General features: G+C 48.1%; 20 protein-coding genes. 6 read left to right on the top strand and 14 right to left on the bottom strand.

Annotation, left to right across the window (positions count from 1 at the left end; all coding sequences use genetic code 11):
- Positions 1 to 46: 46 nt before the first annotated feature.
- The 3 genes from B4C70_RS01235 to B4C70_RS01225 form a co-directional block, all read right to left on the bottom strand.
- Entirely contained in the window at positions 47 to 631 is a 585-nt protein-coding gene (locus tag B4C70_RS01235) for a DUF4352 domain-containing protein (RefSeq protein WP_290776446.1), read from the bottom strand.
- Between the two features lie 168 nt (positions 632 to 799).
- Complete coding sequence (locus B4C70_RS01230; protein WP_029343237.1) at positions 800 to 1735, bottom strand: NADP-dependent oxidoreductase; 936 nt, start codon at positions 1733 to 1735, stop codon at positions 800 to 802.
- Positions 1736 to 1846: 111 nt separating this feature from the next.
- A complete protein-coding gene (locus B4C70_RS01225) occupies positions 1847 to 3316 on the bottom strand; it encodes a methyl-accepting chemotaxis protein (protein ID WP_290776443.1) in 1470 nt (489 codons plus the stop codon).
- A 153-nt stretch (positions 3317 to 3469) separates the two neighbouring features.
- Here B4C70_RS01225 and crcB (B4C70_RS01220) point away from each other — a divergent pair, with 153 nt between their 5' ends.
- Together crcB (B4C70_RS01220) and crcB (B4C70_RS01215) are read left to right on the top strand one after the other, a co-directional pair.
- Complete coding sequence (gene crcB / locus B4C70_RS01220; RefSeq protein WP_290776441.1) at positions 3470 to 3868, top strand: fluoride efflux transporter CrcB; 399 nt, start codon at positions 3470 to 3472, stop codon at positions 3866 to 3868.
- Positions 3869 to 4219, top strand: coding sequence for a fluoride efflux transporter CrcB (crcB, locus tag B4C70_RS01215; RefSeq protein WP_035399149.1), 351 nt, complete (start codon positions 3869 to 3871; stop codon positions 4217 to 4219).
- Positions 4220 to 4272: 53 nt separating this feature from the next.
- Here crcB (B4C70_RS01215) and B4C70_RS01210 read toward each other — a convergent pair whose 3' ends face one another.
- From B4C70_RS01210 to B4C70_RS01160, 11 genes are all read right to left on the bottom strand, one after another.
- The gene (locus B4C70_RS01210; protein WP_058265493.1) at positions 4273 to 5127 is read right to left on the bottom strand and encodes a DegV family protein; all 855 of its coding nucleotides are present in this window, start codon (positions 5125 to 5127) and stop codon (positions 4273 to 4275) included.
- Positions 5128 to 5197: 70 nt separating this feature from the next.
- Complete coding sequence (locus B4C70_RS01205) at positions 5198 to 6229, bottom strand: aldose epimerase family protein (RefSeq protein ID WP_290776438.1); 1032 nt, start codon at positions 6227 to 6229, stop codon at positions 5198 to 5200.
- Positions 6230 to 6318: 89 nt separating this feature from the next.
- Positions 6319 to 7995 (bottom strand): LytS/YhcK type 5TM receptor domain-containing protein, encoded by a 1677-nt coding sequence (locus B4C70_RS01200; RefSeq protein ID WP_290776436.1) that lies wholly within the window; start codon positions 7993 to 7995, stop codon positions 6319 to 6321.
- A gap of 178 nt (positions 7996 to 8173) precedes the next feature.
- Entirely contained in the window at positions 8174 to 9490 is a 1317-nt protein-coding gene (locus B4C70_RS01195) for a hemolysin family protein (protein WP_290776434.1), read from the bottom strand.
- A 36-nt stretch (positions 9491 to 9526) separates the two neighbouring features.
- Positions 9527 to 9895 (bottom strand): MerR family transcriptional regulator, encoded by a 369-nt coding sequence (locus B4C70_RS01190; RefSeq protein WP_149426685.1) that lies wholly within the window; start codon positions 9893 to 9895, stop codon positions 9527 to 9529.
- Positions 9896 to 10050: 155 nt separating this feature from the next.
- Entirely contained in the window at positions 10051 to 12186 is a 2136-nt protein-coding gene (locus tag B4C70_RS01185; protein WP_290717122.1) for a (Fe-S)-binding protein, read from the bottom strand.
- A gap of 178 nt (positions 12187 to 12364) precedes the next feature.
- Positions 12365 to 13699, bottom strand: coding sequence for an alkaline phosphatase (locus tag B4C70_RS01180; protein WP_290717125.1), 1335 nt, complete (start codon positions 13697 to 13699; stop codon positions 12365 to 12367).
- A 104-nt stretch (positions 13700 to 13803) separates the two neighbouring features.
- Positions 13804 to 14025, bottom strand: a complete 222-nt coding sequence (locus tag B4C70_RS01175) for a hypothetical protein (RefSeq protein WP_290776432.1) — start codon at positions 14023 to 14025, stop codon at positions 13804 to 13806.
- Positions 14026 to 14135: 110 nt separating this feature from the next.
- Positions 14136 to 14555 (bottom strand): hypothetical protein, encoded by a 420-nt coding sequence (locus tag B4C70_RS01170; protein ID WP_050677289.1) that lies wholly within the window; start codon positions 14553 to 14555, stop codon positions 14136 to 14138.
- On the bottom strand, positions 14545 to 14967 hold the full coding sequence (locus B4C70_RS01165) for a DUF1934 domain-containing protein (RefSeq protein WP_290776430.1): 423 nt from the start codon (positions 14965 to 14967) through the stop codon (positions 14545 to 14547). Before B4C70_RS01165 ends, B4C70_RS01170 begins: the two co-directional genes overlap by 11 nt.
- A gap of 108 nt (positions 14968 to 15075) precedes the next feature.
- Positions 15076 to 16776 (bottom strand): glycoside hydrolase family 13 protein, encoded by a 1701-nt coding sequence (locus B4C70_RS01160; protein WP_251137680.1) that lies wholly within the window; start codon positions 16774 to 16776, stop codon positions 15076 to 15078.
- Positions 16777 to 17123: 347 nt separating this feature from the next.
- Between B4C70_RS01160 and B4C70_RS01155 the strand changes: the two genes are divergently transcribed.
- From B4C70_RS01155 to B4C70_RS01140, 4 genes are all read left to right on the top strand, one after another.
- Entirely contained in the window at positions 17124 to 18560 is a 1437-nt protein-coding gene (locus B4C70_RS01155; protein ID WP_023466816.1) for an NAD-dependent succinate-semialdehyde dehydrogenase, read from the top strand.
- The gene (locus tag B4C70_RS01150; protein ID WP_290776427.1) at positions 18557 to 20185 is read left to right on the top strand and encodes an acetolactate synthase large subunit; all 1629 of its coding nucleotides are present in this window, start codon (positions 18557 to 18559) and stop codon (positions 20183 to 20185) included. The genes B4C70_RS01155 and B4C70_RS01150 overlap by 4 nt, the downstream gene beginning before the upstream one ends.
- Positions 20186 to 20190: 5 nt before the next feature.
- Entirely contained in the window at positions 20191 to 20517 is a 327-nt protein-coding gene (ytxJ, locus tag B4C70_RS01145; protein ID WP_214729646.1) for a bacillithiol system redox-active protein YtxJ, read from the top strand.
- 259 nt (positions 20518 to 20776) lie between these two features.
- Positions 20777 to 22312: a DHA2 family efflux MFS transporter permease subunit gene (locus tag B4C70_RS01140; protein WP_290776424.1), complete on the top strand. Its 1536-nt coding sequence runs from the start codon at positions 20777 to 20779 to the stop codon at positions 22310 to 22312.
- Positions 22313 to 22354 lie beyond the last annotated feature (42 nt).

Raw genomic sequence — 22354 nt, 5'->3', positions numbered from 1 at the left:
GAAAAGACGCGTCATTCTTTTATTGAGTCTCTTCTATGGTCACTCATTACTGTGTCAATTGAATCTCTTTTGATTGTCCACCTGCCCAGCCAAAGCCAGATGAGACTTCAAGCATCGGATTTTTCACCTGTTTCGGTAATTCGAAGACGATGTTGCCGGTTTTCTCGATATTCGGGTTGATCGTCTCCAAGAAGAAGCCCATTCCGTCTTCATTCGCATAGAGATCGAGCTCCGTATCGGCTGAGTATTCCGTATCGCCGACATTGACTTTAAACATGTTGCTGTCGACGAATCGCTCTTCCTTATCTCCGTTTAGAATCGTCAGACCGATGACTAAGAATTGTCCTGATGTTTTCTTTTCTCCGAGAACGTTTGACAACGTATCAACCATCTTGACGTCGTTGACGACGTACGTCAGTTTGCCGACCTTTACCTGATCCTTGATGCCATAGGTTTTCTTGACCGGCTTCGCCGCTGCTTTTGCTTTCACGGGTTTTGCTTCTGATTTGACTGCTTCTTGTTCGACCTCTACTTTTTTCTCCGGTGCTCCTTGTTCTTCGTCATCTCCTAGATTCCCGAGAATGACTGCTCCAATCACGATAATTCCTGCCCACTTCAATCCTTTTTTCATGTTACTTCCTCCTTTTAATGTGGCTGACTCACGTCTGATAGCCCTAGTATAGGAAGAAGCAACCCCTTATCCTTTACACTTTTTTAACCAGGTCTTTTTTTGTTTCAGGTTAGAAAAATAGATTGACAACACAAAAAAAGAGCGCTGAATTCAGCGCTCTCTTGCTCCTTATTCTCCTTTGACCCGGATGACGATTTTTCCTTTTGCGTGCCCTTCTTCGCCATAATCATGTGCTTCCTTGATTTGATCCAGATCAAAAATCCGATCAACGACAGGTTGTAGCTCGCCACGCTCGACCGCTTTAGCGATATGCCGCAAACGTTCACCGGTCGGTTGCATGAAGACATATGCAGATCGTGCATTATGTTGCTTCGCTTGCTCTTCATCCGGTGGTGTAGAAATCGAGACGAGCATGCCGTTCGGCTTCAGCATCTGATACAGTTCCCCTTGCTTGTCGCCTCCCATTGTATCGAATACAAAATCGACGTCGCGAACACGATCCGCCGGATTTTCCTGTTTGTAGTCGATGACTTCGTCGGCTCCAAGTGCTTTTACCCAGTCAACGTTTTTCGTACTTGTTGACGTAATAACGTACAAACCATTCGCTTTCGCGAGTTGAATCGCGACGGTTCCGACACCCCCTGATCCGGCACCAATGAAGATCCGGTCACCCGGCTTCGCATCCATCACTTCGAACATGACCTGCCATGCTGTATGCGAGACGAGTGGAAGAGACGCTGCTTCTGCGAAACTGAGCGATTCTGGTTTTTTCACAACTAAATGCGCATCGACTGCAACATACTCCGCATACGTTCCTTGACGAGCGATTTCCGGACGGCTGAAGACGGCGTCCCCGACTTGAAGATCGGAGACGTTCGCTCCGACTTCCTGAATCACGCCAGCAACGTCCCAACCGATGACGAGCGGCATTTCGTAGCTCAACATCTGACGCAAGTAGCCTTCGCGTAATTTCCAATCGACCGGGTTCACACTCGCGGCATAGACTTCGATTAAGACATCATCCGGTCCGATGACTGGCTTTTCCAGTTCTCCAACCTTGAATTGTTCCGATCCACCATACTGTTCAATGTAAGCTGCCTTCATCCGTTGACTCCTCCTTCAATATTCGTTCCCTATCTTCTTCCCCGTCCGTTCCACCGACAAACAGTCTGAAGATGCACAACAGCTCCCCATCGATCGATGAGGAGCTGTTTCTTAGCCATTCGTTTGCTGAAGGGTTGATGCCGTCTCGTTCAAGGCATGAATCGCCTGTTGCAGTTCCATGACCTGACCGACTTGGTGACGTGTCAGACCGGATAACGACTCACTTTGTGCGAGCAAGGCGTTCATGAACGTGTCGAGTTGACCGGCTGCTGTCGTGATAGCAACAAGACTGTTCGTCATCGTCGCGAACTGGGTCTGCGCCGACTGGATCGAACCAACGACTTCCGTTGCATCTGTTTCGATCGTTTGCAACGCTAACTGGCTCTCTGCCATGCGTTCTTCCTGCTCACGTAACAGTGTCGTACTGGCATGAATCGAGTTACCGGTTTGTGTGACGTCTTGATCGACACGTTCGATAATCGCATTGATTTCTTTTGACGCTTCTGCCGTCTGCGCTGACAGGTTGCGAATTTCTTGCGCGACGACCGTGAAGCCTTTTCCGAACTCACCAGCGCGGGCTGCTTCGATCGACGCGTTAAGACTGAGCAAGTTTGTCTGAGCCGCAATTGCATTAATGCTCGACGTAATCGCGACGATTTCTTGGAAACGTCCAGCGAGCTGTCCGAACGACGTGACCGACTCATCCATGCTCGTCGTCAATTGTTGCAAGGATTGTCCAGCTAGACCAATCGTCTGCCTGCTTCGTTCAGCGGTTGTCCGCGATGAGGAACTCCGCTCGAGGGCGCGATCGACTGAAACCGTCACATCCTCCATCCGGTTGACTTGCTGGTCATTCAATTGGCGAATTTCACGAATCGCTTGGACGCTTCCTGCTGCATCATGTGCCAGCTGTTGCATCGCCATATCAACCTGACTGAAAGAATCCTTCGCCGCGTCGACCGTTTCACTCATCTCTTCTGTGAACGTCGTTACTTCCGTTGCTGTTGCTGCCGTTTGCTCAAGGGCGACTTGCGACGTTGCCGCGTAAGCTTCCGATCGCTCTTGTTCTTGACGAACTGCCTGCATGACGTTTCGTCCAAAAACGGCAACGAAGACAGCCGCTGAGAAGATCATCAAATAGATGACATACGCGACGATCAAGTCGAATGTTTTCGTAAAGACAATCGTTCCGTTGGCTGTGAATAACGCCATTTCAAGTAGTCCGAAAATCCCAGCCAGAACGACGAGACGCGGAATCAAATAGACGATTGAAATCGTCAAATAAAGGTAAGCAATCGTCCAGATACTTGGGGACGGTAATGTCGTCAAAACCAAGGCGAGGACGAGATACGTTAATGTCACTTGAACATATTTCCCGCTCGGACGATGTCCGAGGAGGTGGTTGCCGACAAGCAACGCGACCGTCAAGATCAGACCACCGACTAAAAACTGATAGAACACACTGATGGGAACATAATTCATTTGGGCAAATACGAAAATCAACGGATGCGCAATTGTAATCAACGTTGCAATCAGACGGGATAAAATCTTTGTACTTTGTTGCTCGAGGGCAGATATCATCTTGTTCAAACTCCTTCATCATAGTAAAATCATACAATTGTTATCGGCAGAATGAATTCAATCGTTAAGTTCCTCGGATGACTTTTTTTCTTGACGCTTTCTTAAAACCAGGAGTACGTTTAACGTAGACTTTTTTTAGAAAAGAGGATTCCTATGCTGTATGTACTCGTAGGTCTCGCAGGTATTCTCGGTGCCTCTGCACGTTATGGACTCGGACTGCTGATTGGCGACTTTACGACTGGTCCGTTCCCGTGGCCGACGCTTGTCATCAACTTGATCGGGAGCTTTCTCCTTGGCTATGCGACACATTTTTTATTTCGAACGAAACTCTTACATCAATATGCGATCACAGCCATCGGCACGGGCTTCATCGGCTCATTTACGACGTTTTCGACATTTAGCGTCGAGACCGTGACCTTACTCAACGAACATCATTTAGCGGACGCGTTCCTCTACGTACTCGTCAGTCTATTCGGCGGTTTGTTCCTATCTTATCTTGGTTACGCGCTCGGAACACGACGACTTCGTCACGTGACGAAAGGACGTGAGTGAATGACGCTACTTGCTCTTGCCATCGGTGCTTTTTGCGGCGCCATCAGTCGGTTTGCCGTCAGTCAATGGATGAAGACGGTTTGGAAACGTGAATTTCCACTAGCGACGTTCCTGATTAACGTAATCGGTTCGTTTTTGCTTGGTCTCGTCATCGGTGCGCATCTGGATACGACATGGACGTTACTCTTAGGTACCGGTTTCCTTGGATCATTTACAACGTTCTCAACGTTCAAAATCGAGACGTTGCAGTTATTTCAGGACGGAAATCGTAAAGTACTTACCCTCTATCTCATCTCAAGCTACGGTTTCGGAATTCTTGCAGCTTTCCTTGGAATCACACTTACAGCTTGAACAAAACAAGAGGCGACGGAAAATCCGTCGCCTCTTGTCGTATCCGTTTTAATTTAATCATTCATCCAGAATAGACCAACCGTCTCTGCTCCGGCATGCGTCCCGATTGCTGGTCCGAACGTGCCCTCGAGAATCGTCAAATCCGGGAACTTCGCTGCGACTTGCTGCCGCAGTTCCGCTGCCATTTCCGGTGCCATCGTCGTCGCGACATAAATCCGGTTCTTATAGAACGTGTGCTGACGCATCGATTCATCGATTTGTTTAACCATTTCGATGTAAGCTTTCTTTAAAGAACGTGCTTTTTTGAACGGTACGATTTTTCCTGCTTCATCCGTCGTGATGATCGGTTTGATGCTGAGCAGGTTCGCAAGGAACAAGTCACCGGATGAGACACGTCCACCCCGGCGCATCGTTTCCATATTACCGACGATCATATAGAAATGGGTCTTTTTCGTCAACGCTTGTAAGGCTGCGACGATTTCCTCGACGGATTTCCCCTGTGCCGCGAGCTCCATCCCGTAACGAATGAACTCTTGTTGGTTCTCAAACGCTGTATGCGAGTCGATGATATGAACCGGGAAACTGGCTGCTTCCGCTGCTGATGCTGAACTTTGGACGGTACTTGAGAGCCCATTCGTACAGTGCACTGCAATGGCACAGTCATAGCCTTCTTCTTTCAGACGTTCATATGTTCCAACGAACTCCCCAAAGATTGGTTGTGATGTTTTGGCAATCAGCTTTTTGTCCGCATCTAAGGCACGGAACAATCGCTCGACCGTGATCGCATTCTCTTGATACGCCGTATCACCGAGTAAGATTTGAATCGGTACGACATTGACGCCGATCGCTTCTGCCTCTTCCTTCGTGAAATAGGCCATACTATCGGTCACCCATGCTATTTTAGTCATTTTCCTTAGCCTCCGTTAGATTCTTCTCGCTTTATCCTACCATATACAGAAGTGGAAATCGCAAGAAACGTCATGACATCATCTGAAAATGAAACGATGTACGCTTATGATAGTGCTCATCGGCATGCAAGACGACGGAAGGAAAATTCGGTTGGTTGATCGCATCCGGTAATCCTTGTGTCTCAAAACAGATTCCGAGGTATGGGGTTGCTCGTCTTCCACAAATCGTAAACTCGCCCGACAAATGATTAGCGGTGTAGACGACGACTCCCGGTTGATCCGTCACGACGCGCAATCGCCGCCCGCTGATTGGTTCATCGAGAACGATTTCTCCACCCTCTCTAAGCAGGAAGGGATGATCAACCCCACTACCTGCTTGACGGAGTTGTTCATCTGATGCATGTGTCACTTCATGCAGGGGACGGGTATCGAGAAAATCAAAGACGGTGTCTGTCACCGGGAGAATATCACCGGTCGGTACCGCATCTTTCGTCAACGGAACATAAAAAGGTGCATCCATTCGTAACAGATGCTGTTCAATCGTCGTCTTCGCCTCACCCGTCAAGTTAAAGTACGTATGATTCGTCGGACTGAATGGTGTCGAAGCTGTCGTCTCCGCTTCATAATGGATATGCAGGACGTTCTCGTCCGTCCATTCGAACGTCAGCGTGAACGACAAGTGCCCCGGATAGCCGTTCTCCCCACTCGGACTATCTAAACGTAGAACAAGTTTGTCGTCGTTGATTTCGTGCGTGAACATTCGGTTCGCCCAATTTTCGCTTCCTCCATGGAGGTGATGTTCACCCTCATTTTGTTCGAGTACATACGTCATTCCTTCTAGCGCAAACGCACCATTCGCAATTCGTCCGCCGACGCGTCCGATCGTGGCGCCTAAGTGATGCGGATCATCTTGGTATTCTGATAGGTCGTCAAACGCGAGTACGACATTTTCGATCATTCCATGTTGATCCGGAACCCGGATGGCAAGAATTTTTGCGCCTCGGTTCAAGATATCGATACTATGCCGATGCACATTCTGTAACGTGAATCGTAGCAAGGACTGATCTCCTAGTTGCCCTACTTCTGTTGTCGTAATCATCATTTGCTTCCTCCTGTACGATACATTTTCCTGTTTTCGTATTTACCCTCGGAACGAGACAAAAAAACAACAATGGCAAAAGACCATTGTTGTTACAGAGACGGAAGTGGTAATCGCACTTCGATCCGAGTCCCTTGATGGATGATCGAGTGGACGTGTAATGTTGCAGTCGGACCGTATGTCACGTCTAATGCGCGTCGAATCAGAAACAGGTTCGAATCACCCGCTTCCTTTTGATTCAGTTGTTGCATCACAGCAGGCGGTACACCTTGCCCATTATCCGTAACTTCGATGACCCAGTCTGTCGTCGTCTTGAAGGCACGGACATCAATCCGGTGATGTCGTCCTGCCTTTACGAATGCATGACGTAGTGCATTATCGACGAGCTGTGTCACAAGGAATGGAAAGACGAAGTATTCTTCAACAGCGGTCTCGATATCAAGATCAACCGTGATATCAGCGGAGGTCAGTTGATTCGGGCGACGTCGTGTTCCTTCTAGTGATAAATAGGCCTTCAAGGTCGCCAGTTCCTCGCGTAGTGGATGTTCATCATGCCGCGTCGCTGTCGTCAACAGTTGAAGCAGCGCATTCAGTTGATGTTTCACAGGAGTTCCCGGATCAGCTGTCCGCTGGATTTCTTCGATGATCCCTTTCAGATAGCTGACGTGTAACATCGGTTTCATCTTTCTTCCGTTTAACCGGAGCAACTGATCTTCTCGGTGCATGTGCAGCTCTCGTGCTAATAAACGGACGAGTTGTTCCGTCATCCGCTCGACAGTGTCGTCAAATAAGTCTTTCGAAAAGTAACAGATGACACCTGCCTTTTGACCGTTAATGCGCATCGGATGAAAACTGAGAATTTGTCCCGTCTGCTCGTCTTCCTGTCGGACGGGTTCTTCTGCTTCGATCCATCGTTGTTCCTCACGTCTCGGTTGCTCGCCACAGACTGCTGGTTGCTGGTCCGTCATATCGATGACGACCTCTGTCGCCCCGAGCACGACGATCCGTTGCATCTTTGTCTCCTTCAATAACGTCGCTCCAATCTGCCGTGCGACTTCCGAAGTCAATCCCTGCTTTCGTAAGGGTTGTAATGCTTGCAGTAGACGATCGGATCGCTCGGTCTGGCGGACGAAGAGTGCTCCTTCGAGTCGAAGTTGTGTCCGTAAGATCATGATGAACAGTACGACCCCACATATGTTTGCGAACAGTAACGGAAAAGCGGCACGACTCATCAAATCCAGTGCCTCCGCTGTATCAGGGGCAAGTAATAATGTAATCCCACTTTCGAACAATAATGCCGTCAATACGATACCGATTGGTGGAACGAGCGCATAACCATCATGCAAGCGCCAGCGTTTTCGATACCAGCCGCTCGCAAGTCCAGCGAGCATGGCGATGATCCAACCGGCTTCTGCCCCTAACGAACCGAGTACGTTGCGGTGTAAACCAACCAAACATCCCGTGATGCCGCCGATCACTGGTCCACCAATCAATCCGCTCGTCACGATGACAGCGAGTCGGGTATCGAGCAACAAGGCATCCTTTTCGACAGCTAATCCGAGTAACGGATCAATCGTCGTATCTTGCGAAAGTTCAATTCCTGCGTAGTTCATCAAAATACCGGATGACACGAATGCAAAGAGCAGTGGAAGATTCATTCCGCGGTCCATCTTGAATATGTATCGGGAAATGCGCCACTGGGACAATAAAAAGGCTAACAGTGCTAACATACCTAAACGACTCAGTAAGAATGGGATCTGCTCGAGCACGGAATACCTCCTCGTTTCATAGGACGCGAATCAACAATAAAGTCGTATTAGATTACATTCCCGCTCCTCTCTGCATTCTCCTATCACGACTACCGAAAGTTCGCACAATCCGTCTATTCTTGATTTTTTGACTGATGTGATATAAAAAAGCCGGCTCCTCCATGAGGAACCGACCATCTTATGCTTCTGCTTGTTCAGCTGGATGCAACCAAATCTTGACGCGGTTGATTTGATAGTTCTCCATCTCCATCACCTCGACGGAGAAGTCTGGTGTATCGATATGCTCACCTGGCTGAAGATCAATGTTATGCATCTGAATCCAGCCACCGATCGTATCGACATCTTCGACATTCGTAAAACGAATATTGAAACGTTCTTCCAAGTCAGCGAGCAAGACTGTACCGTCGAGTAGGAACTCGTCCGATTTGACCTGTTCGATTTCTTCGACTTCATCTGCGTCGAATTCATCACGGATTTCACCGACGATTTCTTCGAGTAAGTCTTCCATCGAGACGAGACCTGCCGTTCCACCGTATTCATCGACGACGAGAACGAGATGGGTCCGGGTCCGTTTCATCTTGCGAAGTGTCTCTTGAAGCGACGTCACTTCCGAAACAACCGGTAAATCCTTGATATAATGCGTCACCGGATGCTCATTGCCGTTCGCATAATCCGTCAAGACTTCCTTGACGTTGACGTATCCGAGAATCCGGTCCTTATCGTTTTCTTCTGTGACCGGGTAACGCGTGTACGGATTATCCATGAAGATTTCCATCAGTTCATCTTTCGTCAAACGATCCGAGATCGTCTCCATCCGCATCCGCGGCACCATCAAATCTTTGACGATGTGCTCATCAAACGCAAAGACGTTTTGCATGAGGGCAAGTTCCGTTTGGTTGATTTCACCACTTTGGAAACTTTGCGCCATGATGATTTTCAATTCATCTTCCGAGTGGGCTTGTTCGTGCCCTGCTGGTTTGACACCGAACAGACCGAGGAATAAGCGCGCTGAACCGTTGAGTAACCAAATGAATGGGTACATGATTTTACCGAACACATAAAGTGGACGGGCAAACAACAATGTCATGCGTTCTGCATACTGAATCGCAAGCGTCTTCGGAGCGAGTTCACCGATGACGACGTGTAAGAACGTTACGGATACGAATGCGATACCAAACGACAAGAGTGTCGAAACAGCAGCAGAGATCCCGAAGTCGTCGAAGACAGGATGCAAGATCTTTTCAACGGTTGGTTCACCAAGTGCCCCAAGACCAAGTGCCGTGACCGTGATACCAAGCTGACAGGCAGACAAGTAGTAATCGAGATCGCCCGCGATCTTTTTCGCGAGGACGGCACTTTTGTTCCCTTCTTGAATCATTTGATCCAAACGCGACATCCGAACCTTAACGACAGCAAATTCCGATCCGACGAAAAACGCCGTCAACGCAATCAACAAGACCACTAAAAATAAATTGATGAATAATATAGTATCCAAAATCCCCTAAACAGGGGTCACCTCCATTGTTTTGTATTAAAGCTGTGCAATCAAGGAAGCAATCAATGTCAGACGTCGGGACAGTTCTAAGCGGATCGCTTGTTTTTCGACGTCCGTCGAATACAACAAACGCTGCTCGAGTCCTTCAACCGTCGCCTGAAGTTGTTTCACTTCCTGATAAATCGTCTCCCCTGTTTTTTGTTCCCGTTCCGTAAAAGAAGCAAGAATCTCTTGCAGGGAAAGTCGTTGAGACTTCAAATATTCAATCTTTTCGATTTGATGAATGACCGATTCGTCATACAGACGGTAGCCAGACGCGGTACGCTCTGGTGTTAACAGACCGAGTGATGTGTAATAATCGATCGTTCGTTTTGATAAGCCGGTGGTCTCCGCGACCTGACCGATTCGAAGTAACGCCTTCCCAAAAGATTCTCACCTCCTTTCTATAGCTAGTTCTCTTATCTTATCATGTCAAAACCATACAGTAAAACGTCGCGCTTTTTCAGAGAAAAAAACGACTACTCCCGTTCGCACGAGAATAATCGTTTCATCCCACTTTTTCATACGGTTACGACAGGTTCTTCGACTGGTATACCGACGATTGAGCGTTCTAGTAATTCAACGACATCGTACGTAGCAACCGCCTCGTCGACTTCCTTCGCCTTCGTGCCGTCACTGAGCATCGTCAGACAGTACGGACATGCTGACCCAATGACAGACGGTTGGACCGTCAACAATTGTTCCGTCCGTGCGACGTTGACGCGTGCGCCGACTTTTTCTTCTTGCCACATCATGCCGCCACCAGCACCGCAACACATCCCTTTTTCCCGGTTGCGTTCCGTCTCGACGAGCGTGATGCCTGGAATCTTCTCGAGAATATAACGTGGTGCGTCGTAAATATCATTGTAACGACCAAGATAACACGAATCGTGATAGACGACACGCTCCTTGACTTCATGGAGCGGTGTGATCCGTTTTTCGTCAATCAGTCGTGCGAGCAATTCGGTATGGTGATAGACTTCAACGTCCGGACTCAGTCCGAAGTCGGGATACTCGTTTTTAAATGTATTGTAGGCATGCGGATCAATCGTGACGATCTTTTTGACGCCGTATTTCTCAAATGATTTAATGTTTGCTTCCGCGAGTTCCTGGAACAAAACTTCGTTCCCGATCCGGCGCGGTGTATCTCCTGAGTTTTTCTCATCGTTTCCTAGAATCGCAAACGAGATGTCTGCCTCGTTTAGAATACGCGCAAACGCCATCGCGATTTTTTGACTTCGGTTATCGTACGATCCCATCGCACCAACCCAGAACAGGTACTCGAAGTCTTCGCCCGCTTTTTTCTTCTCCTTTGCTGTCGGAACGACGAGTTCATCACGGTTTTTCCGCCAGTTTTCGCGTTCTTTCCGGTTCATCCCCCATGGATTACCTTGACGTTCGATGTTTGCCATCGTCCGTTGCATCTCCGGATCCATCTTGCCTTCCATCATGACGAGATGACGACGGAGGTCGATGATCTTATCGACATGTTCGTTCATGACCGGACACTGATCTTCACAGTTCCGACACGTCGTACACGCCCAGATCTCTTCTTCTGTAATGACGTTCCCAATCAATGAATCTGGAACGATATCCATCTGTCCGGCTGCTGCGAGTGAAGCGATTTGATTTCCTTGCGATCCTTCGAACGCAAAGGCAGGTGCCCATGGCGAGCGCTGTGTGATGGCTGCCGTTTTCATGTTGAGATGGTCCCGTAATTTAACGATCAAATCCATCGGCGACAACATCTTCCCCGTTCCACTCGCTGGGCACATGTTCGTACAGCGTCCACACTCGACGCAGGCATATAGATCAACGAGCTGTTTCTGATTGAAATCTTCGATTCGGTTGACCCCGAAGCTAAATTCCGCTTCGTCGTCTTCTGCCTCTTCCATGACCGATAGATCAATCGGTGCCAAACGCCCGACTTTCGACGTTCGACCGAGCCAGACGTTTGCTGTACCGGCAATCAAGTGTGCATGTTTACCTTGCGGGATGTAAACCATGAAGCTAAGTAAGAACAGTAAGTGTGCCCACCAGAAGAAAACGAATAATCCAAACGCAACCGATTCCGGCACCCAACTGAATAAGAACGCGATGCTTGAAGCAACCGGTTCACCGAGCGTCGAATGATTCTCATAGACAAGGAAGAAGCCGTTTCCGAACAGGACGGCGACCATCAAACCACCGATGAAGATCAACGCAAGACCTGCCATGAAATTCCGCTTCAAGCGGACGAGTTTCTCAACGTACCGGCGATAAAATCCCCAAACGACAGCAATCAAGATAACGAGCATGACGATTTCTTGGAAGAATGTAAAAATCGGATAAAGCGGACCGAGTGGGACATGCGGAAAACGCTGACCGACGGCGAGTCCTTTCCAGATAAAATCGATCGCTCCGAATTGAACGAGTAAGAAGCCGTAGAACATCATAACGTGGATAGCGCCACTTTTCTTATCTTTTAATAATTTCTTTTGACCGAAGACGTTGACTAAGACTGCGTCCAGTCGTTCTTTGTTCGTCAGTGTCCATTCCGCCTTTTTCCCCCGTTTAATAGCGGCATAACGACTTTTGACGAGTGACGTGAACAGATAGCCCGCATAGCCGATGACGAGTAGGAAGGCAATCCAGTTGATGAGTAAAAACGTATTCATGTTCGAACAAACCCCTTTCCCCCTAAAGCAGTTGTGTTGAAATGAGTATAGCATATAATGAATGGCTATTCATTCATTTTTTTCATTTAGTTTTTACTGCGTCACACAAGCAGATACGTACTCAAAAAAAAATCAAGCGGTGGATCATCCACCGCTTGATTTAATCACGTCCAATACGTCATTTTTTTAATTTCATTGCATTGGCCATCAGACCAGGGATGTCCGTATTTTCATGCAACCCACTGAACTGTTCGCTTTGTGGACCGTACGCGTAGAGCGGAACGTCAACACCTGTATGCACGGCAGTCGTCCAGCCGACATACGCTCGTTTACTGATCATCTCATTCAATGTCATGACGCGTTTCTTCGCATCTACTTTTTGCAACGTCTGAATTTCTTCAGCCGTCAAATCAAACGTCGTTTCTCGTTTGACGACAGAGGCGATGTTCGATAAGTCGTCGTTGAACTGACGAACCATCTCATTCCCCGTCGCCTTGACGTTTTTCAAGACTTCTGGTTTCGCTACGTACTCATCGTATCCACCGACGGACATACCACCTGTATCATGGTCACCGGCGACGACGACCAATGTGTGTTTATCTTTTGCTGCAAAACGAAGCACTTTTTCGACTGCCTGGTGGAACGCTTCTGCATCCTTCATCGCCCAAGCAGCATCATGCGCATGACCCGCCCAGTCGATCTGACTTCCTTCTACCATCAAGAAGAAGCCATCGCGGTCTTTCTTCAATGTTTGCAGGGCTTTCGACGTCATCGTCGCAAGACTCGGTTGATTCGTGTTTTCCCGGTCCAGTTCTGGTGCCATTCCTTCTTCTGCAAACAATCCAAGAACTTTACGACCATCCGTCTCATTCAGACTTTCGAGTGAATCCGCATACTGGTATCCTGCTCGTTCTGCTTTCTTCACTAGATTACCAGCCTCTTGAACGCCACCATTCTTTTGATCAAAAAAGAACTTCTGACCGCCACCAAGTAAGACGTCGACTTTCATTTCATCCATATATTGTTTCGCGATGTCCGCTTCATTCGCACGCGTTGCGACGTGCGATGCAAAAACAGCTGGTGTCGCATGGGTGATGGCTGATGTCGAGACAAGTCCTGTTGCTTTGCCTGCTTGATCCGCCCGATCAAGAATAGACGCTACTTCTTTTCCACTTGGATCCATACCGATTGTTCCGTTGTTTGTTTTTGTTCCTGTTGCCATCGCCGTTCCGGCAGCTGCTGAATCGGTCACTTTCGTGTTTGCCGAATACGTCCGCATCATTCCTTTTAAATGACCGTCGAGTTCCGTCTCCTCGCCTCCTTGATACCAGCGATAATTCGTTGCATAGGCAGCCGAATAACCATCCGGAATCATGAAGATGACATTTTTAACCTTCGCTTGTTTCGTGTTTTGTTTTGCCTCGACCGGCTGAGCCGATTCATATGTATAGCCCGCAACTCCCGTCATAAGCACTGTACCGAGAATACCTGTCGCCATCCATTTCTTGTTCATTTGTGTTTCCTCCCTGTTCCCGATGATGGTTTCATCATACCGAGCGAATGTAAATGAACGATGGAGACTGCTTTAAGGAATGTAAAGAAACGATGACAGCCGAGTTACCACTTCATCTCTTCAAACATGTAATAGCCTTTGTGCTGTTCTTCTAAATATGTCGATAACGGAAGACGGACATCTTCACTCGTGATGTACTCCGCTAACTCCGTTTGATCGATCCACTTCGTCTCAATGATTTCTTCATCGGGATCATTTGGATCAAGTACACCACTCACTTCGCAATCAAAATAAGTCACGAGGCTGTGCGCTTGATAGGTCGGCATGAAGTTCTCCGTTAAGAAAGCAAACGACGACGATGATTCGATAGAGTGGATACATGACGCTTCCTCCTAAAAAGACCACCTTGCCTAAAACAAGATGGTCCACTGAATGTTTATTCTAACCCGAGCGACTGTGGTAGACGGACTGCACGTGCGAAGGCATTTTTATAATCCTTTTTCGCGACTAACTTTTCGACTTCACGGATTGCTGGATGCTGTTCGTCCGCGAACGCACCAAGGATCGTCAAGTAACGCTCGTATACTTGATCGTCTTCCTGACGTGCTTTCAAGAGCGCTGTATACAGCATGACGGTATCTTCGCCGTATAAGACCGGTAATTCTTCATTGATTAAGAGTAGCGTATCGATGGACTCCGGGTCGACCTTCGGATTGTATTCCGTGATGACCTGCTCTGCGAGTCCTTCGAGTTGATCACGCCATTCGTTGTAGCGCGGCTCATCGTTCTCGAGCCATTCAAACCATTCCTCTTCCAACATCTGCTCCATTTGACGTACTGTTTGTTCAAATGCCATTCGTCTCACTCCGTTCCCAAGTTAAATTAATCGTATACGTACCGACTGCTTGTCCATTCATCTTTAATGTATAGCGAAACTGCATCTGCCGCGGTTTCATCTCAATCGTCTCCGTGCCCGTTTCCATCAACATCTGACCTAATTGACTGCCATACTGGCTTTTGGTCGTCTCTCCTAAAATGAAGACATGATGCATCGCAACAGGACCTTTACGATTCAAAGCAATCTGGTCTTTTGACCATTTGATCGTCGTATCGATCGGTTGTTCATCCGGCTGAACGAACTTCACGGCAAAACCGTCTTTTGTTTCGAACAACGTGCCGTCCGCCTTAAGTTCGACCGATTCACGCATCGGACCATCTTCGATCGTCGTCACCTGTCGTAATGACACCGGGTACTTTACTGGTTTCACTTCTATCACCTCATCGTTTAGCGTACACGATTTTTTCGTCTGATGCACCTTCTGCTTACATGCAACAAAAAAACGGATCCGATGTACTTCGAATCCGTTCAAAACATATTAGCGCACACGGTACAGACGAGCTTCGAATGGACGAAGGACGAGTTCTGTTCCTTCGTGGTGCATCGTCGGATAGTTGCCAAGCAACATATTGTCCGAGTGCAAGATGATGTCCGTATCGATTTCTGCTGTTTCGCCTTTTAAGTTCGTAACGATCAAGAATTGTTCGTCACCAAGCGTCCGTGTATACGCGTAGACTTTCGTGTCTTCCGGTAAGATGAGATCGTACGCGCCGTAAATCAACGTCTCTTCCATCTTACGGATTTGGATCATTCGTTTATAGAAGTTCAAGATTGAATCTTCATCTTGTTCTTGCGACGCGACGTTGATGTCCGCGTAGTTTGGGTTGACACCAAACCATGGAGATTGATTCGAGAAACCACCGTTTTGCTCATTTGTCCACTGCATTGGTGTGCGTGAGTTATCACGGGACGAGTTCCAGATGACTTCCATGATTTCCTCATGTGTTTTCCCAGAAGCAAGTTGCATGTCGTACATGTTTTTCGTCGCGACATCATCATAATCCGAGATGTCCGGGAATTGAACGTTCGTCATCCCGATCTCTTGTCCTTGATAGATGAACGGTGTGCCTTGCATGAAGAAATACATCATCGCAAGCGACTTCGCGCTCTCTTTCCAGTACTGTTCCTCGTCACCCCAAAGGGAGACTGAACGAACCTTATCGTGGTTTTCGAGGTATAACGCATTCCACCCTGTAGCTTCAAGTCCTTTTTGCCATTTCGTCAGCACTTGTTTCAGTTTGACGACGTCGACTCCTTTTTCCGCATCTGCACGCCAGAGATCCATGTGCTCGAATTGGAAGACCATGTTCATCTTACCGTTCTCTTCTCCGACCCAGAGATCAGCTTCTTCCGGTGTGACGCCGTTTGCTTCTCCGACTGTCATGATATCGTATTTCGAGAACGTCTCATCCTTCAACTCTTCGAGATACGCATGGATGCCTTCGACGTTCATATGCATATCGAATGAAGGAACATACGGCATACCAAGCGGGTTCGGGAGATCGGCGAATGATTGATCCTTATTGATGTGACTGATTGCATCGATTCGGAAACCGTCGATACCTTTATCGAGCCACCAGTTGATCATCGTATAGACGGCTTGACGCATATCGCGGTTTTGCCAGTTCAAGTCTGGTTGACGACGAGAGAAGACGTGCAGGAAGTACTGCTCCGTCTTTTCATCATATTCCCATGCTGATCCACCGAAAATACTTTCCCAGTTGTTCGGTTCTCCACCATTGACGGCATCTTTCCAAATGTACCAATCGCGTTTCTCATTGTCTTTTGACGAACGTGATTCAAGGAACCACGGGTGTTCATCCGATGTGTGGTTGACGACAAGATCAAGCAAGACCTTGATGTCACGCTTATGCGCTTCTTCCATCAAGAGATCAAAGTCCGCCATCGTACCGAACTCATCCATGATGTCTTCATAATCACTGATATCATATCCATTATCATCGTTCGGTGACTTGAACATCGGGCAAATCCAAAGGACATCGACGCCAAGATCCTTCAAATAATCCAATTTTGCGATGATACCCGGAATATCGCCGATTCCATCGTTGTTTGCATCGTAAAAGCTGCGTGGATAGATTTGGTAAGCAACTGCTTCTTTCCACCAAGCTCGTGTAATTGTTTGTTGGGCCGTTTCAGGGCGCGGTATCATTTGTGTCATGTGTCGTGAATCCTCTCGTAGGTCAGTCTTTGGGGTGTTGTTTTCATTAGTCAGTTAACTTCTATACATTGCGCAACCGATTGCGCAATTCCTCTACCTTCATCTTATCAAATCCACTTTTAAAGTCAATGTTTCGGGGGTGATTCCACCATTTCACATCAACGGTTGTCACTCTTCGTTCCCACTGAATATTTCAAGTCATTTTACATTACATTTACTGAATTATCCTACACTGTTTATCGGTCGATTTCTACCCTTTTGCATAACCTTTCCTTCCGAAAGTGAATCTTTTTTTCTTCGTTCGGGTATACCCTTACCAATGCATGTAAAAAAGGGGGATTTTCAGGATGAAGGGACAATTCTTTATTGGCGGACAATGGCTGGATCACGGACGAGAACGGACAGATGTTACGAATCCAGCTACTGGGGAAGTCGTCGGTAGTGTACCAAACGGAACAAAATCAGACGTCAACGACGCAGTAGAAGCAGCACGGAAGGCATTTCCTGATTGGTCGAAACGGACAGTCTACGAACGTGCCGAACTGCTCGAGAAGTTATATGCGAAGATGATTGAGAAAAAAGATGAACTGGCTCGCCTGATGACGCTGGAAATGGGGAAACCGCTCGCTGAATCAGAAGGTGAAGTGCAGTATGCCGCAAACTTCGTCAAATGGTTTGCAGAGGAAGGAAAACGCGCTTATGGACGTGTCATTCCGACACATGATGCTTCTAAACGACTTCAAGTCATCAAACAGCCGGTTGGTGTCGTTGCTGCGATCACACCATGGAACTTCCCGGCGGCCATGATTACCCGAAAGCTTGCTCCAGCACTCGTCGCCGGATGTACGTTTGTCATCAAACCACCAACAGCGACTCCGCTTACCGCGCTTCGTCTTCTTGAACTCTGTCAGGAAGTCGGGATTCCAGAAGGCGTCGTTAATGCCGTTACAGGTAGCGGGAAAGCACTCGGTGAATCACTCGCGACACATCCGCATGTCGATAAGATCACCTTCACTGGTTCAACCGAAGTTGGACGGACACTGATGGCTCAAGGAGCAGAGACGATCAAAGCGATGTCGCTTGAACTCGGCGGACATGCACCGATTCTCGTCTTTGATGACTGTGACCTTGATTTAGCTGTCGCTGAGACGATTAAGTCGAAATTCCGTAATGGCGGTCAAACGTGCGTCTGCGGAAACCGGATTTACGTATCCGACTCGATCTATGATGCGTTCGTTGAAAAACTCGGGCAAGAGACAGCGAAGCTGAAGACCGGAAATGGTTTGGATGCTGAGACGAAGATTGGACCGATGATCAATAAAGCGGGTTACGATAAAGTCAAAAAACATGTCGATGATGCGACATCCGCTGGTGCACGAGTCGTCACGGGCGGAACAGGAACGACGGATGAGGAGAACGATGTCTATTATTATGAAGCAACCGTTCTCGCGGACGTAAAACCCGGCATGCTGATCATGAACGAGGAGACGTTCGGACCTGTTGCTCCCGTCCAGCGTGTCAGTTCTGATGAGGAAGCGGTTCGTTACGCCAACCAGACACCATTCGGTCTCGCTTCGTACGTCTTTACAAAGGATTACGCGCGTGCCATTCGTGCAATCGAGGGGCTTGATTATGGAATCGTCGGCTGGAATGATGGCGTTCCTTCTGCTGCGCAAGCACCATTTGGTGGAATGAAACAATCCGGTCTCGGACGCGAAGGTGGTAGTGAAGGACTCGAAGCGTATCTCGAGACGAAGTACATTTCAATTGGTGGACTAGCGTGAACGCGGCGGATTGGTTCGTCCAATGTTTAGAGGCAGAGGGCGTCACGCATATCTTTGGTGTTCCCGGTGAGGAAAACATCACATTACTCGAATCACTCAGTCGTTCGTCGATCACCTTCATCACGACACGTCACGAAACGAACGCCGCGTTCATGGCAGCGATGTTCGGTCGCCTGAGTGGACGACCGGGTGTCTGCCTATCGACACTTGGTCCCGGTGCGACCAATATGATGACCGGTATTGCAAGTGCGACGATGGATCATTCCCCTGTCGTCGCGATCACTGGTCAAGGAGCGACAGCACGGCAACACAAAGCATCGCATCAAATGTTTGATCTCGTAGACCTCTATCGTCCGGTCACGAAGTCCAGTACGTCCGTTCTGTCAGCGGAGGTCATTCCAGAAATCGTTCGACGTGCCTTTGCGACAGCAAAAAGCGAAAAACCAGGGGCAACCCATATCTCTTTTCCAGAAGACATCGCAAAACAAGAACGTGATCAAGCAGCGACACCCTTGCAACAAGATAGCACGCCAACACATCTCCATTCCTTGACGATTGATGATCCCGATGCCTTACGTCTGATCGAACGAGCAAAACGTCCGGTCATCATTGCTGGATTTGGCATCCATCGGCAGCAAGCACTCGATGCATTTCGAGCATTCGTCGAAAAGCTTCAAGCTCCCGTCGTCGAGACGATGATGGGAAAAGGAGCGATTTCTTCACACCATCCGCTCGCTGCACACACGATCGGTTTACCAGACGTCGATTACAACCAGCGGATTCTCGATGCGAGTGACCTCATCATTACGGTGGGCTACGATATTACGGAGTTACCTCCGCAAAAATGGAACCCGAAAAAGACACCGATCGTCCATTTGGATACAAATCCTCACGAAATCGATGCTTATTATCCGGTTGTCGCGAACCTAGTCGGACCACTCGTCGATATGCTGACTGTATTGACTCCTTTACTGCCCGAGCGTGCGTGGAACGACTGGCAACAAGATCGCGATAAATTACGCGACGAAATTCAAGAAACGTACTCGCTTGCCCTGCCTTTACACCCTCAAAGTATCGTTCGTGAACTCGAACGAACCGTCGGGGAGGATGGCATGGTCTTCTCAGACGTCGGCGCACACAAAGTCTGGCTCGCACGCCATTATCAAACGACACGTCCAGATCAATTATTCATTTCCAACGGGTTTGCTTCGATGGGCTATGGTTTATCGAGTGCGCTCGCAGCCAAACTATTGTATCCGGACCGGCGAATCGTCTGTGCCGCTGGAGATGGTGCCTTTTTGATGAATGGTCAGGATCTCGAGACCGCCGTTCGTTTGAAGCTTCCACTTGTCGTGTTGATTTGGCGTGACGGTACCTATGGACTGATTGAATGGAAACAACAACAAGCGTATGGGCGGTCGTCCTACATCACGTTTGACAATCCAGACCTCGTTCAACTGGCTCATGCTTTCGGCGCACTCGGTCTCCGTGTCGGTGAACATGGCTCCCTCGCACATTGTCTTGACCAAGCATTTGCAAGTGATGGACCCGTTTTGATTGACTGTCCGGTCGATTACCGGGAAAATCTAAAGTTAAGTGAACGTCTCCGGACGTATGGAGGGTGATATACATGACACAACCACGTAAACTGCAATCTATTTCTGATTTTGATCAATTTGCGTCCGAACATACCGCGTTCGTGATTTGCAAACACAGCACGACATGCCCGATCAGTGCCGCAGGATTCTCGGAGTATACGAAGTTCGCGGATGAAACGTCTGTTCCAACGGCGTATCTTTTCGTCCAAGAAGCTCGGACCTTATCGAATCACATCGCTGAACACTATAATGTCCGACATGAGTCGCCACAAGTTCTTTTCATTCAGGACGGCAAATCTGTCTGGACAGCATCTCACTACGACATTACAAAGGATGCACTCGAAACGAACGTTCAGTAACGCTAATTATGAAACAAGCTTCTGGCTGTTTCAAACTGAAGACAAAGCGCAATTTTCCTCTAACGAGAAGGATTGCGCTTTTTTATTTCCTACGAATCATTTTCCTCATTTAGAAAAACGCTTTCAAAACTACATAAAAAATAAAATTATCTTTCTTAGCTATTATTATTTGTAATTCGAACTAAATCGGATTAAGATAAACTACAGATAGAACGACCGTATATAAATCTGTACCGTTAGTTTAGTTAGGAGGATATTCATGCAACAAAGTGCAACTCACACAGCTCGAGCTCCTTACGGCATCCTCGCCGTTTTGATGATCGGGGCATTCATCGCTTTCTTAAATAATACCTTGCTCAACATCGCCCTTCCTTCGATCATGAAGGATCTAGCGATCGAACCATCGACTGCTCAATGGCTGTCGACTGGTTTCATGCTCGTCAATGGTGTCTTGATTCCGACATCTGCTTTCTTGATTCAAAAGTATTCGGTTCGTCGCTTGTTCTTACTTGCGATGACCCTCTTCTCGACCGGAACGATTCTTGCCGGATTCGCAGATGTCTTCCCTGTGTTGCTCGCAGGACGAATGATTCAAGCATCTGGTTCTGCAATCATGATGCCGTTACTGATGAACGTCATGCTCGTCAGTTTCCCGATTGAAAAACGCGGAACCGCAATGGGATTCTTCGGATTAATCATGATGGGTGCCCCAGCGATCGGACCGACGTTGTCTGGTTGGATCATCGAGCACTACGATTGGCGGATGTTATTCCACTTCATCACACCAATCGCCTTGATCGTTCTCGTCGCTGGTTTCTTCTTACTTCGTGACGTCAAGGAACGGTCTGCCACTCGGATCGATCTCGCTTCCGTGGCACTTTCGTCACTTGGTTTCGGTGGCTTACTGTATGGATTCAGCTCAGCTGGCTCTAAAGGTTGGGACAGCTTCCACGTCTACGGTGCGCTGATCGTCGGAGTCATCGCACTCGTGACATTCATTTACCGTCAGCTCCATATGGAACGTCCGATGCTCAACTTCAAGATTTATCGTTACCCGATGTTCGCCTTGTCTTCTGCCATCTCGATGGTCGTCACGATGGCGATGTTCTCGGGCATGTTATTGCTTCCGATCTATGTCCAGACGATTCGCGGTATCTCACCACTTGATGCGGGTCTCATGCTATTACCGGGTGCCATCTTGATGGCCGTCATGTCACCAATCAACGGGAAACTGTTTGATAAAATCGGTGGACGTCCTCTTGCGTTGACTGGTTTGTTCATCACAGTCGTTACCAGCTACTACTTCAGTCAGCTCGAGATGGATACGACGTATACGCATCTGATCGTCCTGTATTCGTTACGGATGTTCGGGATGTCAATGGTCATGATGCCAGTCTCGACGAACGGTTTAAACCAGTTACCAACGCGCTACTATCCACACGGAACAGCGATGAACAATACGCTGCAACAAGTATCCGGTGCGATCGGAACAGCGTTGCTTGTAACAATCATGTCAACGCATGCGAAGACACGTGGAACAGAACTCGCGGCTGAAGCGGCGAAGAACATGACGAGTCAACCGACAGCTGAAGCGGCTGCTGCTCTGAAACAGCAGATCACGATGCAAGCAACGCTCGACGGAATCAACTATGCGTTCTTCATCTCGACGTTCATCGCTGGCCTAGCATTCGTCCTTGCTTTCTTCATTAAACGGGCAACACAAGCTGAAGACATCATTAGCGATCAACGTTCATTAAACGAAACGATCGTCAAACCACAAGTTTCCAATCAATAAGTACAAAAGCAGTCGCCTCTCGCGACTGTTTTTTATTTCTTA

It is taken from the genome of Exiguobacterium sp. UBA5002 (genome assembly GCF_002396765.1).
GTDB lineage: Bacteria > Bacillota > Bacilli > Exiguobacteriales > Exiguobacteriaceae > Exiguobacterium_A.
Note: the sequence above shows the minus strand (reverse complement) of the source record. Positions and strands in the feature narration are given on the sequence as shown.

Coding starts and splice junctions, on each gene's coding strand:
- B4C70_RS01235 (WP_290776446.1), bottom strand. CDS start 631: ATGAAAAAAGGATTGAAGTGGGCAGGAATTATCGTGATTGGAGCAGTC.
- B4C70_RS01230 (WP_029343237.1), bottom strand. CDS start 1,735: ATGAAGGCAGCTTACATTGAACAGTATGGTGGATCGGAACAATTCAAG.
- B4C70_RS01225 (WP_290776443.1), bottom strand. CDS start 3,316: ATGATATCTGCCCTCGAGCAACAAAGTACAAAGATTTTATCCCGTCTG.
- crcB (WP_290776441.1), top strand. CDS start 3,470: ATGCTGTATGTACTCGTAGGTCTCGCAGGTATTCTCGGTGCCTCTGCA.
- crcB (WP_035399149.1), top strand. CDS start 3,869: ATGACGCTACTTGCTCTTGCCATCGGTGCTTTTTGCGGCGCCATCAGT.
- B4C70_RS01210 (WP_058265493.1), bottom strand. CDS start 5,127: ATGACTAAAATAGCATGGGTGACCGATAGTATGGCCTATTTCACGAAG.
- B4C70_RS01205 (WP_290776438.1), bottom strand. CDS start 6,229: ATGATGATTACGACAACAGAAGTAGGGCAACTAGGAGATCAGTCCTTG.
- B4C70_RS01185 (WP_290717122.1), bottom strand. CDS start 12,186: ATGAATACGTTTTTACTCATCAACTGGATTGCCTTCCTACTCGTCATC.
- B4C70_RS01180 (WP_290717125.1), bottom strand. CDS start 13,699: ATGAACAAGAAATGGATGGCGACAGGTATTCTCGGTACAGTGCTTATG.
- B4C70_RS01175 (WP_290776432.1), bottom strand. CDS start 14,025: ATGCCGACCTATCAAGCGCACAGCCTCGTGACTTATTTTGATTGCGAA.
- B4C70_RS01170 (WP_050677289.1), bottom strand. CDS start 14,555: ATGGCATTTGAACAAACAGTACGTCAAATGGAGCAGATGTTGGAAGAG.
- B4C70_RS01160 (WP_251137680.1), bottom strand. CDS start 16,776: ATGACACAAATGATACCGCGCCCTGAAACGGCCCAACAAACAATTACA.
- B4C70_RS01155 (WP_023466816.1), top strand. CDS start 17,124: ATGAAGGGACAATTCTTTATTGGCGGACAATGGCTGGATCACGGACGA.
- ytxJ (WP_214729646.1), top strand. CDS start 20,191: ATGACACAACCACGTAAACTGCAATCTATTTCTGATTTTGATCAATTT.
- B4C70_RS01140 (WP_290776424.1), top strand. CDS start 20,777: ATGCAACAAAGTGCAACTCACACAGCTCGAGCTCCTTACGGCATCCTC.